We start from the raw sequence: 12,762 nt of genomic DNA on the forward strand, positions 1-12,762 counted from the left end.
TTTTAACTATTCAACTCATTTAATGACCATTCAGCAAGTAATGATTACTCTTAGATTTCAACATACTTCCATCCATTAAATGAATAAAAGGCGAATAAGACATGACCGGATTATTCACGGAATGCGACTCTCTTGTTACAATTTAAATGCAACATCAATTAAGAGGAGGAACATACATGATACAGAGAACACGTATAGAGAGTACAATTAACAAAGAGTCCCTTGGCAGCCGTCTTTTCGCAATAGCAAATAACCTTATATTGTTACTACTTGCTCTGGCCTGTCTATTGCCGTTTATTAATATTATCGCTAGTTCCTTTTCTTCCACACAAGAAATGATCGAGAGAAGGTTCATGCTGTTTCCAAGAACATTTTCACTGGATGCTTATAAGTACATCCTGTCAACTTCAACGATCTTTAAAGGACTTGCAGTTTCGATTGGAACTACTGCAGTTGGAACAATCGTAAGTATGGCCCTGACGTCCACGATGGCCTATGGATTATCAAGAAAGTACCTTCCAGGTAGAGTTACTATCAACTTTTTAGTCGTATTCTCTTTATTGTTCAGCGGTGGGATGATACCTACTTTCTTAGTTGTAAAGAGTGTCGGACTTATCAATTCTTATTGGGCACTGATTCTACCTGTTGCTATTAACGCCTTCAACATGATTATTATGCGGAACTTCTTCCAAGCTCTTCCGGAAGAATTAGAAGAATCAGCTAAGATTGACGGTTGTAATGATTTAGGTATCTTCTTTAAAATAATGCTTCCGCTCGCGCTACCATCCATAGCGACCATCTCTCTCTTTTACGCAGTCGCTTACTGGAATACGTATACGCAAGCGATTCTCTATCTTACAGACTCATCCAAATGGACGATTCAAGTATTACTTCGTCAAATCGTTATCGTCTCCAGTGGGATGCAAGCTGAAGGAACTTCAGTGGATATCATTCCACCCGCACAAACGGTCAAAATGGCTGTTATCGTAGTTGCCACAGTTCCAATGCTCATATGCTATCCTTTCGTGCAGAAACACTTCAATAAGGGTGCATTGATGGGAGCGGTAAAGGGATAATATTCAGCTCGTATATATAAACAGGGACTGTCTCTCTAGCCATATGAATGGCTGATGAGACAGTCCCTGTTTGCGTGGTTAGAAGTTTCAATTGAACCTCTACTCCTTAATCGTTTTCATGCATCTTACGATAAATACCAGGTGTTACATGTTCCTCCTTTCGGAACGAACGAATAAAGTTTTGCGGATTATTATATTGTAATCTTTCAGCTATTTCCTTAACCGTCATATCAGTCTCCGTTAACCACTTCTTCGCTATTTCTATTCGATAGTTCTTCAGATACTCACTAAACACAGTTCCATATTCCTTTTTAAATATTCTACTTAAATAATTGGGGCTATAGTGTAGACGTTCTCCGATGATTTCCAAAGTTAATTCTTGATCATATTCAGTATTAACGATAGCGATAATCTGTTCGGAGACACCTCGGAATTGATTATTTGTTTTCTCCCGCATGCTATTCACCATTGGGTAGATAACTTGATCCACCAACATGCGTTCTACCTCTTCTGGATTACGGATATCCAACAATGTGTGATACAGTTTATGATTATCTTGCGTTAGCAGTACATTTATTCCTAATTGCTGCTCTAATTGAATCAGATTATTTACTAGTCGTACTAACATCACTTCAAAATTCATTGAATTCTTATTCTTCCCCATCATTTCTGCTAAGAAAGGATATAAATGCTGACTGACCTGTTCCTTGTCTCCTATACGAATAGCATCAAACAATTGTGATTCTAGCTCCATAGGATAATGAAGTAGTACTGGACCAGAGACCACATTAGAAATATCTTCATAGAAGATAATAGATTCTTTCCCTAAATTCAAACGTTGATGTAAGGCTTGCTTGCTCATTTCTGCCGCTTTTTTACTCTCCATTAAATTCTCATATGGGGTACTGATTCCGACACTGATTGATAAATGCAAATAATCACTAACAGCCCTTAGAAGTGCTTTGGAGTAATCTAGTATTTGCTTGCTCATCTCTTGGTCATTCTTTCCTGTAAACACCAATATGGTCGCTTGAGTATTGTCATTTAGAATAACAGGAAGCATCCGTTGTTGCTTCGGAACAACATCTTCTACAATTTTATTAATTGCTAGTAACAATACATCCTTGTCAGAAGCCTCTTGGTCACCGAAATTATCCAATTGAATCAGCATCGTGACATACAATTGATTCTCTGTTTTCTCATATCCGAAACGTTGCAATTTGCGCACTATTTCCTCTGGAGATATCCGATTTCGGAATAGGTTTAGAATCATTTGTGTTTCAAGTTGTGGCATTTCAGCCTGAATTAAGTTTTCCAGAGATTCTTTCTCTGTTAGAATCATATCAATCGAATCCATAATCCATTCAATTTCATTTTTAGAATTAGACTGTGGAACTTTAGGTAGACTACGTTTAATCTGTAAGATAGGCTTCGTAAAGAATACGGATATCATATAAGCAACCACCACAATGAATATCGTTAACACTAGTCCCATCGTGGACAACCCATATTTGGTTATCATCAACGATTTAGCAATTTCCTTCTGATCTAATATAGTAAGATAGATCCAATTATTATAATTAGATTTAGCATAAATAAATTGAACAGATTGATGATTTATATTTTCCTGTGTTACCATTCCTGTATCATTCTCTGATCCAATAGCGTTTGAGATTTGTTGCAGCTGTTTGTCGGTGAACATTTCTTTATCCGGATCCGATTCGTACATCAAATCGCCTTGTTTGTTCAGAATAAAGACTGTCGTATTTTCTTCTGTTTTAATAGTACGATCCAATGTTTGTAGCGAGATATCGGACAGTGCAATGGCTTGTTTATTCTTAGAAAATACAGGTAAGGTATTCACAAATCGTATACCTTTATCTGTCTTGATCCAGAATAATCCTTGGTTTTTATTCACGACATAGGCATCAATCAACTTCTCTCGTTCACTTTCCGTTAAGTAGGACAGACTTCCATCAGCGATTTTCCAGTTCTGCACTAGACTGATCAGGGAATACTCTGTCCCTTCTAATGCCATCGAGGCAATATAATTAAGCTGTGAATTCACATCTCGATAAGCTATGAAATCTTGTTCTGTTATAGGATTATTAACTACGTCTTGAAATGAACTGGTAGTACTATACGTGTTGAAGGCATATTCAATTCTTTGAATTTTATTTTCCATATTATTTTTTATTTGTTCAATATAACTTTGTTTGCTGCTAGAGAATCTCTCAATAACTGAATTTATTGTACTCAAGTAGATGTAACTTCCAAAACTAGCAACCAATCCTACCGCCAAGACTAAAATGGGAATAAAGATTCTATAGAACATTTTTCCTTTTCTCATGTTGCAGCCCCTTTAATTTATATCCACTTTATATATTATAGCGCTTTCACGAATTCAAACAAGCATTTAACGTGTGCATTAGTTTTCTTGATAGATACCAACTTATCCATATGCATACCATTTCCCCATAAAAAACGATTGTTTATAAATCTTATTCAGTGTAAAACTTTGGAATCATTATACCATAATCATTGATCCTCGACATGATAGGTATTTCATATGTACATTTCATTTTAATCCTTGACTTAAAAATAGGTAATTATTACAATGAAATCGTTAACAACTATATCTAATAGTAACGAATTATATTTTATATCAACAATAAATGTTAACGTGTGCAATATGATGAGGAGGGAAAACAAATGACACAGACACTTTTTATCGCTGGAGATTCTACCGCGGCTATTAAAGGCGAAAGTGAAAAACCTATGACAGGCTGGGGAGAACTCCTCCAAAGTTATTATGGTAAATCTATTAAAGTGGAGAATCGAGCTATCAACGGACGAAGTACCAAATCTTTTCTAGCGGAGGGCCGCTTGGCTGCCATTGAACAAGACTTTCGAGCTGGCGACTACCTTTTCATTCAATTTGGACACAATGACGAGAAAAAAGAAGATCCGTCTCGCTATACCGACTCTGATAAAGAATATCGTCACAACTTAATTCAATTTATTGAATCTGCTCGGCAGCGTGGAGGAACTTCCGTGCTGTTGACATCTTGTAGCCGTCGTCTATTTACCTCAGAGGGCAAGCCTGACCCACTTGCTGTAGGTCCTTATCCAGTAGCGATGAGAGAAGTAGCCGAAGAGACACAGACACCACTACTCGATATATTCGAAGCTTCGCAACAGCTATACGATACATTAGGTGAAGAAGAATCCATGAAACTATTTATGCATTTACCTAAAGGTACGCATCCAAATTACCCATCCGGCGTTGAGGACAACACCCATTTCTCTGAGGAAGGCGCTCGGGAAATCGCCAAGCTTGTGGTACAAGCCATTGAACAATCCACTGCACTATCATTATTAGAGTTAAAGAGGTTGTTACAAGAAACCGATTGATTCATATCATATTAAATTAAAGAGGAGTGTTTACATGACAGCCCCCCTTCATCTAGGTATAAGAGCACATGATTTCGGACAAATTCCATTAGAAGACTTGATTGGAAAGATACAACACTATAACTTATCGCATATTCAATTTGCTCTAAAAAAGTCATTTCCCGAAAGCGCCCCAAGTCTTGCTGCTATTAGTCCAGGAACAGCCAGCTACTATGGGAATGCATTCAGACAAGCTGGTATCCAAATAGCTGTTCTCGGTTGTTACGTCAACATTGTGGATACTGACCTGCAAAAGCGAGCGCAAGCCTTATCTGAATTTAGCACCCATCTTCGCTTAGCCAGAGACTTCGGCGCTAGTCTAGTAGGCACAGAGACTGGTAGTGTTGGGCAAGGCTATACAACGGATAACTTTACCGAAGAAGCTTTTCAAGAAGTCGTTACTTCCGTAAAAGCAATGGTGGCGGAAGCCGAACGCTTTGGTGTGACCGTGGGTATTGAAGCTGGATTACATCATCCGCTGCACACGGCACCATTGACACGACGACTACTTGATCTTGTTCCTTCTAATAACCTTCAAGTGATTCTAGATTGTGCAAATCTTATGTCACCTACCAATTACTCACAACAGGAATCCGTCGTTGCGGAAGCTTTCGAACTTCTAGGAAATCGGATTGCCGTCATTCACTTGAAAGACTTTATAGTTGAGGATGGAGTAATCCAGATTGTCCCTGTCGGTCAGGGTTGGCTTCAATTTGAGCCTATTCTGCGATATATGAAACACCAACGCCCGCATATTCAGGGTCTATTAGAAAGTACCACTGAACCCTATTTGGACGAAAGTATTTCCTTTATAAAGCGAGTTTATGAGGAAGTATAATGAGAGGTCTGTCGTAACTTATCTTATGATCAACTGAAAAGTCCTACTACTTTACAGACAGAAAAGGATGGCATCTCTACCACCTTTTTTGTCTATTCCCATTTCACACTCTCTGCATGTGCATCATATTATTAATGTAATTATCTTACCGGATATCCATGGATCAATAAGGCCCTACTTTAAGTGATCAATAATATCACTAAGTTCTTTGATCAATGATTCTTTCTCTATATGACGATCCATGATGAAAGAAGTCATTACACCCCATTCACGTATTTTCTCAATCCACTCCAATATATTGTCTCTAGGATATCCTTTGTCCTGCAATAAGTAGAATATATAGGATAACTCATTGCTAATGCTTGTATTGAACACGGCCGGATCATCAGAGTTCACCGAAATAACCAGTCCTTTTCCTATTTGATTCTCATGCTCAAGCCCTTGAACATTTAGATTCATGATAGGATGATTAAATAATCTTTCAATCCCCGAAATAGCGAGGTTGGACGTTGGATTAGTCTCTACAACAATACCCTTCACATTTAGTTTATTACGGACATAACCTTGTAACTTCTCTAATAATATAACTTCATGATCACCCACTGTGATCTGAATAACCTCGTACATTCGTTCTAAATAACACTTACAATGATTAGCATGTATTAGCTTTGATTCATTCCACATCGCATGCGAGCCTGTCGGTTGTTTGCAGAAATGTTGTTCTGGCATAATACTCTCATTGCGCCATTTACCTGTACGATTTGTTTCTGTCACACACATATCATATATAAAGTGCTCGTCTGTCTCGAATGGTTGAAATCTTCCTTGATAAGCTTTCCATAAAGTGAATAACGTAATTCCCTCAATGTTATGATATATTTTCTCAGCTTGAAGCATAATCTCCCGTTCAATACCTAGTAAATCTAGTTCCAGACTATACTTTTTCTCTAAAAAGGCTTGCCCCCATAACCAGAGCAAATTTTCCATATATTCAATACGAGGTAGAACAACAACTGGATTCTCTTCGCACCAGCACTTCACATCAATTCCGACAGCTATGCCATGCCCGATCCGGTCCCCAACATGATAATTAAAGTGCTCGATCACCTCATCTACATGACGTAGACCTGACAACAAGTGTCTAAACTCTTCGCCTACGTGATATGTAAATCCTAAGGTATTAATTTTCTCCGCACGCGCCAGTAGCATAAGCTTACTATTATGACTATCCCGTGCGTGACGATATATAGGTGCAAATACCCATGGCTCGGTATGATTCTCCACACTAGCTGCATCTAAGCCTACGATATACTTTGATAGTCCAGGAATGTTCTCTCGCAGCGCATTAATTGCATCAACAGTTTCCATATACTTCTTTTGCAAACTTCCATAGAAATAATTATCGTTTTGTAGTTGCCTACGATCTGAATCCTTATACCAGCACTTCTCATAAAAGGACTCATCCTGCGCTTTAATCAAATGATACACGATCCCTATCTGTGGAAAGTCTTCATACTGGACGGATTGATCTTCCACTATGCTCTTATACGTTTTGAAAAAAATAATCAAGTTTGTCCTTAGGTCTTCCTTAATCTGATGGATATTCGTCTTAGATGAAGGCGAAACTCTAATTTCAAGCTTCTTCAGATTATTATTGTATACTTGATTGCGTATCGCATGCTCCAACATATTAGAATTCGAAGTTGCTCTCGAAAAAAATTGACGAAAGTAATCAAGTCCCTCCATGTAATTCCCTTGAGTCACGCCTTGATACACCATATTCTTAATTCGTAGGTATTGCCAGAACAACTTTGAAAAAAATCTATCCTCAGGCCCATGTTGATTACGTTCCTGTATATAACTTATTACTTCCAATAAGAATACATTCTCATCCGTTGTATGCAGTTCCTCTAGCCCTGACATAGCTTTGATTATTTCCTCAGATTGCGCACCATTTAATCCTTCAAGAAATGAAAAATCACTTAGCAAGAACTTGTGTATTTTCTTATATTTATATTCACCAGGTTTAGATTGACGAGAAATAAACCAATCTAAAGAATGCTTCAATCCACTAATAGTTTCATTCTCTCGAGGATCATCTGAGTGTTTATCCAACCAATCTTCCAAGTAATCTTGTAGTATCCCCCCTTGAGTTGTTAGGAGATATTTAAAGAGAAGGATCCGAATTAAGCTACAAACTCTCAACGAATCATCAAGGTTTGGGTCATCCATATCATTCCATGAGGACCCCATTTTAATTTGACTCTCTTCTCGATTCATATTCATCAATTCGTGCCAGATCATATTGAAATTCACACCTGCATTAATATGAATATGTGTCTCTGCTAAGCCACGCTCCATCACCTTATCCAGCTGCATATCGCCTAAGTTAATAAGCCAATAATAACCGTTAAGGTATGCTGGATTACTCATATCATTTTTCAAGAGATGAAGCACCACCAAAATATCAATACAGAACATTCTCGAGAATGTATTCCATACTTCAATTTTATTAAGCCCTTCAAAAGCACCGAATAGAAATTCATCATTGGCATTTTTCCAATATTTCAACGAGATTCTTCCATTACGATGCGTAATGAAAGAGCTCGTTAATTTACTTAAATGCTGTAAGTAAATCTCATCTTCTGAACGGACCTCCATAAAGTTCTTTAGAGGAAAATATTGCTCAAATAACAAATTAAGCGTATCTAAACTTTTGATGTGTTGTTTACCTACCAAATTCTGTTGAATCCTTTTTTTTACATGATCATATTCCTTATATTTATTTTCACCGTTCTTGTCAGTGCCACTTTGTATAAGCCCCTCAAACAAAGGCTCCTTAACAAATAGAAACTCTGTAAATGGCAGAGTAGCCATTTTAGAGACTAGACCTGTGAAATGCTTGATCATATGGATTCACCGTTCTCAATCTTCTGATCATATAAATAGGCTAGGGCATATATCAATTGTTCTAAGGCTAGTTCGTAAAGTCTCTCTTTTGCTTCATTTCTGACACGCCGAATTTCTTCACTAATGTCGGATGGTTTTTCTTGTTCACTTAAATCTTTGGCCAGCTGTTTTAGTTCGATAACACCGTAAGAATCCTTTTCATCTTGTTTATCCAAATATATGTTCATCCGCTCTACTATTTCATCAAACATGGCTTTATTTACCGTTCCGGTAGTTAGTAACTTTCTTTGAATGTTTCTTAGTTCAGCTTTTAATGTTTCATCACGAAGCTTAGTAATTAACTGACTTATATTTTGGATTTGGATCTCTTCAATTTGATACTGCTCTTGTAAAGATTCAAAATTAGTCAACATATCATTTCTTAATGTATATATAGTATTTATAGCATTAGAATCATCGATCTTACTCTTGATTTTTAAATGTAGGTCTCGCTTGATATCTACTTCTTGTATTACTAAAGCATCAGCAATAGTCTGATCATTCTTAAGATCATGTTTGTACACTACTCGATCCTCTATCTCTTGCAATAAAAAAATAATTTGAAAAGACTCTAGATCGCCTAGTAATTCATTAATGACAACAACCATCATGCTATAAAAATGTATCCTCTTAAAGTTGTTAAATGCATTGACCGCTCTAGTTACAGTTCCTTTGAAGAGTAATGGATCACAACAATATATTTTGTATCCTTTATCCTTACTCATTGTGTCTGTTTGTCTGGCTACTTCAAAAAATTCTGTATACATATCTTCTACTTTAATAATCCTATCTGTTAGATTATCAACATTCGATGGTAGTTGATCATCGTCTATCTTGGAAGTATCAGGAATAATACTTGTCAAATATTTTAGATGTTCTGGATTCAATTCATCTTTGTAGGCATCTAATGGGAGAAACATTGCCTTAATCTTATTATCGCTAATGCGATTTTTCAGTATAGTCTCGTTACTCCTACTTCTTGTTTTAATAAAGAAATCAATCTCGTTAGTCAAATACTTCTTAAATAGCTCCAGACGCTTTATTTCAGTCTCAACATGAAATTTTTTGTTCCCTCTACCTAATGCAGCATATTTTTTTCTTAACTCTTTAGCAATTCGAAACTGACTATCTTCTACAATTCTATTAACTATTTCAATAGTATGAATGAATTTATCGCGCTCATTACTCACCTTTTTAAAAAAATCATTCTGATCTTCGATATCCACAGTTCGATAAAAGTAATAGTATAAAGAATAATCTTCAAACGTGTCTGTATAGATCAGTTTATTAGTATCCTTATCTTCATTTTCTAGATATTCATTTTCTAGAAATTCATATTCCAGAAGATCTATTTCAAACTGTTCGTCTCTAATTACTTTAGAATAGTCGTTATTCTTAAGATCAAGTCGATTTAAAATACCTATATCAAAGTTAAAATCTTTGAACTCTTCCAGTAACCTATTCTTAATATCTAACAATCTCTTTTCCCGATCATTAGACATAAGAGCGTAATTGTTCAACCAGATCGAATCGTCAGAAAATCTACTCTCATAATCACTAAATTTATCCGTAATTATTTCTAGATATTTATTTGCATATATTCGCTTGTCAAAAATTTGCTTCATCTGATCATTCTCAAAGATAAGGTTCAGCTCTGAATACAACGCAAACACATTTCTCACATCAAATGTTTGAGGAATTAGCCGTTGATTGTTGATTAACCCAAGAGTCAAATTAAGATCATGACTATACTCTTTGCCAGCGATAGAGTTCACTTTCCTTGTGACCAAACTTTCGACAAAATATAGGAAGTGAATAATTAAAATCATATCATCTTGATTAATTTTATAGGCCTTATTTAAATCTTCAAGTCTTACTCTATCATGATGAATTTCAATTACGATTGGATTCTTCTCTACCGATTGATTATTTGTCAACGTATATAACTTAGAGATAAACTCTTGATTTCTTCGCAATGAAACATTGGTTTCAATAATCATAGCAAAAAGCTTATTGTAATAAGCAACCGGCTGTTGATAATGCTCGGTTACTTCATTCTCCTCATCCGATGTTGACTTAGCTATAAACTTATCATTTATAAAGTCATTACTAGAATGTAAATAACTATATAAATTAAGTAAACCACGTGGCTTATCATCAAATATACGGAAGATGGATGGAATATACATCCTACTTTTGGTATCTTCATTTCTATTTTTATTTTTTTTTGAAGCCATATATTCGAAAGGCATTTCATCTTGGTTATTGAAGAATCGGCCAATTAAATCCTTCATAGGAATAGGGGCAGATTCATCTGTTTCATTATCGTTTACTATAAAATTCATCTTCGACGATGATGATAATTTTTGCAAAGAAAATCTACGAGAGTAAGGCATAATTTTTTTCAAGAAATCATATACTAATTCTTTTTGAGATTCCAACATCAACCTTTGACCTACAAATGCTTGATTCATGAACCGGTACCCTTCATGCTGTATGAGTAGTTCACTAATCAGATCTTCCTGAAACTTCGTAATATCGCCTGATATAAAAGTAACGATATTTGAATGATTCAAATATTTAAGGACCACATTCAATACTTCATTACAACGTTTAGGATTTAGATCCACATCATCGAAACATATAAAGATTAGATGTTTTCCTGCTTTCCCACCATTTAACACACGGATCAATTCATCGAATAGTAGATTCAATTTAACAGTCAATTCTAATTCAGAGACTAATGCCTCTTTGCGTTCTTCAGAGTAATCAGATACTCCTGAAAAGTTTTCTTCAATAACCTTGGAATAATCTTTTTTCCTATAAATGTAAGGAGAAAAGACCTTCTCCCACAGTAAATCAAGCTCTGTCTTATCCTTATAAATGCAGCTATTAAACGTGTCGTTATTCGATGATTTTGTCCTACGTTGCTTTTGATAATAGTCATCAATTTCTTTTCTTCTGGAATCTATAAATTGTTTTAAATTCAGTAGAATGACCCCTAGAATATCCGAAGTATCCTCCAACATTTCTGGAACGATCATATCCAGAAAAATATCCTTGGATTCTTTCTTTATTAACTTATCTCGCATTGTTAGAAGAACCGAACTCTTCCCACTTCCCCGCTCTCCGAGGATACTAATAACATTATTGAAATCTAGCTTATCTGTGCGCTCTGGATGTTTCAAACGTTCATTTGTTACTTGAATAGCTGTAGCTCTTATCTGCTCAACTTGTTCTGTTATTTCCTTCCAGTTAGGTAAGATTAACTCTAAGCTCCCGTCTTTTAATAAACGTTCTCCTATTCTAATATTAGTTTGAGATTGGTTCGTGGATTCAGTCATGTATGTATGTCTCCCTTTAGCTTCTCGAAAGTATTAAAACAGCTTCATTACTTAACTTCTTACGTGCATCCCTATACGCAGTTAGAAAGAACTTGGACATAAAGTGACAAATCGATGCATATCCAACAATAAACAGGTAGTAGAGACAGTGTGAATCCTTATAATAATATATTTGTAATAATAGTGCTGATATCACTAACAGAATACCCGTGTATATCATAAGAACCCTGAAGGCGTAGAAGATGGATCTATTTAAAATCACTTTTGACAATAGAATCATTAGACTTGATCTATCTTCCTTTTGTGTAGTCTTTATATTCGCCCATCTATAAAATATGATCCACCTATTATGAATCTTCTTAGGATCCCACTCCACTTGGTGCTCTCGATTCAACTTAGATTCTACCGACATCTGTAATTCATGATTCTCGGCATATACCATTTCCTTATCACTCTCACTCTTCTTCCTTTTAATCAATTTGGCTGAATAAGTGGTTAGTACCAACCCTAATATGTAGCTGACAATGATCATCATCAAGATCACTAAGCTTTTTTGCCCTGATATAGCTTTAATGAATGGATAATCATGATGTGTGAGCAAAACAGAATGAAATGGCATCCACTTATATAATAAGTTGAAAACCTCAATTTTCAGAAACATAATAGTCGTTAGCCATAAGGACGAAAGCATAAAAAATCCAGGAATAAAGATACCAATGAAATCGTATAAAAAATCTTCTAGCTTTTGCATATATCCTCCTTTATCTAGATCTATATAGATTCAGATAGTTCTATAGTCTCATTTCTATACTACCATAAGAACCCTTTTTTCGACATATTTCTCTACATATATAATAGAATCCATGATATACAATAGCTTGGGCTAATATCTCCCTTTCTAATTATTCACTACTCTATATTCATATACACGAATTACATAGCAAATCAGGGAAGAAATATTTCTTATTATTACTCACTCTTCCCCACGTATATATAGCTTCATTCCAATTCTAGTATGTGTTTTTTTGTTTCATGAGAGGTTTTAGAACTACTAACAATAAAGAGGAATCCATACTCGTATGCGAAACACAACCCCTTTGTC

General features: G+C 35.8%; 7 protein-coding genes. 3 read left to right on the plus strand and 4 right to left on the minus strand.

Features of this window, described 5'->3' with window-relative positions; translation table 11 throughout:
- Positions 1–176: 176 nt before the first annotated feature.
- A complete protein-coding gene (locus AC1TO8_RS04150) occupies positions 177–1,076 on the plus strand; it encodes a carbohydrate ABC transporter permease (protein WP_482054329.1) in 900 nt (299 codons plus the stop codon).
- 106 nt (positions 1,077–1,182) lie between these two features.
- Here AC1TO8_RS04150 and AC1TO8_RS04155 read toward each other — a convergent pair whose 3' ends face one another.
- Positions 1,183–3,426 (minus strand): AraC family transcriptional regulator, encoded by a 2,244-nt coding sequence (locus AC1TO8_RS04155; protein WP_482054330.1) that lies wholly within the window; start codon positions 3,424–3,426, stop codon positions 1,183–1,185.
- Positions 3,427–3,788: 362 nt separating this feature from the next.
- On the opposite strand from AC1TO8_RS04155, the gene AC1TO8_RS04160 reads away from it, so the two are divergent.
- Together AC1TO8_RS04160 and AC1TO8_RS04165 are read left to right on the plus strand one after the other, a co-directional pair.
- Positions 3,789–4,490 (plus strand): rhamnogalacturonan acetylesterase, encoded by a 702-nt coding sequence (locus AC1TO8_RS04160; RefSeq protein WP_482054331.1) that lies wholly within the window; start codon positions 3,789–3,791, stop codon positions 4,488–4,490.
- Between the two features lie 34 nt (positions 4,491–4,524).
- Positions 4,525–5,367 carry a sugar phosphate isomerase/epimerase family protein gene (locus AC1TO8_RS04165; protein WP_482054332.1) on the plus strand — a complete coding sequence of 281 codons (843 nt, stop codon included), beginning with the start codon at positions 4,525–4,527 and terminating at the stop codon, positions 5,365–5,367.
- Between the two features lie 174 nt (positions 5,368–5,541).
- Here AC1TO8_RS04165 and AC1TO8_RS04170 read toward each other — a convergent pair whose 3' ends face one another.
- Genes AC1TO8_RS04170 through AC1TO8_RS04180 form a run of 3 tightly spaced genes read right to left on the minus strand, consistent with a single transcriptional unit; the run spans position 5,542 to position 12,411 of the window.
- Positions 5,542–8,277 (minus strand): hypothetical protein, encoded by a 2,736-nt coding sequence (locus tag AC1TO8_RS04170; RefSeq protein ID WP_482054333.1) that lies wholly within the window; start codon positions 8,275–8,277, stop codon positions 5,542–5,544.
- Complete coding sequence (locus tag AC1TO8_RS04175; RefSeq protein WP_482054334.1) at positions 8,274–11,660, minus strand: hypothetical protein; 3,387 nt, start codon at positions 11,658–11,660, stop codon at positions 8,274–8,276. The genes AC1TO8_RS04170 and AC1TO8_RS04175 overlap by 4 nt, the downstream gene beginning before the upstream one ends.
- Before the next feature lie 16 nt (positions 11,661–11,676).
- Positions 11,677–12,411, minus strand: a complete 735-nt coding sequence (locus tag AC1TO8_RS04180; protein ID WP_482054335.1) for a hypothetical protein — start codon at positions 12,409–12,411, stop codon at positions 11,677–11,679.
- Positions 12,412–12,762: the final 351 nt, after the last annotated feature.

It is taken from the genome of Paenibacillus sp. Y859 (assembly GCF_056786405.1).

Excerpts from the sequence above, each read along its gene's own strand:
- AC1TO8_RS04155 (WP_482054330.1), bottom strand. The coding sequence starts at position 3,426 with ATGAGAAAAGGAAAAATGTTCTATAGAATCTTTATTCCCATTTTAGTC.
- AC1TO8_RS04170 (WP_482054333.1), bottom strand. The coding sequence starts at position 8,277 with ATGATCAAGCATTTCACAGGTCTAGTCTCTAAAATGGCTACTCTGCCA.
- AC1TO8_RS04165 (WP_482054332.1), top strand. The coding sequence starts at position 4,525 with ATGACAGCCCCCCTTCATCTAGGTATAAGAGCACATGATTTCGGACAA.
- AC1TO8_RS04180 (WP_482054335.1), bottom strand. The coding sequence starts at position 12,411 with ATGCAAAAGCTAGAAGATTTTTTATACGATTTCATTGGTATCTTTATT.
- AC1TO8_RS04160 (WP_482054331.1), top strand. The coding sequence starts at position 3,789 with ATGACACAGACACTTTTTATCGCTGGAGATTCTACCGCGGCTATTAAA.
- AC1TO8_RS04175 (WP_482054334.1), bottom strand. The coding sequence starts at position 11,660 with ATGACTGAATCCACGAACCAATCTCAAACTAATATTAGAATAGGAGAA.
- AC1TO8_RS04150 (WP_482054329.1), top strand. The coding sequence starts at position 177 with ATGATACAGAGAACACGTATAGAGAGTACAATTAACAAAGAGTCCCTT.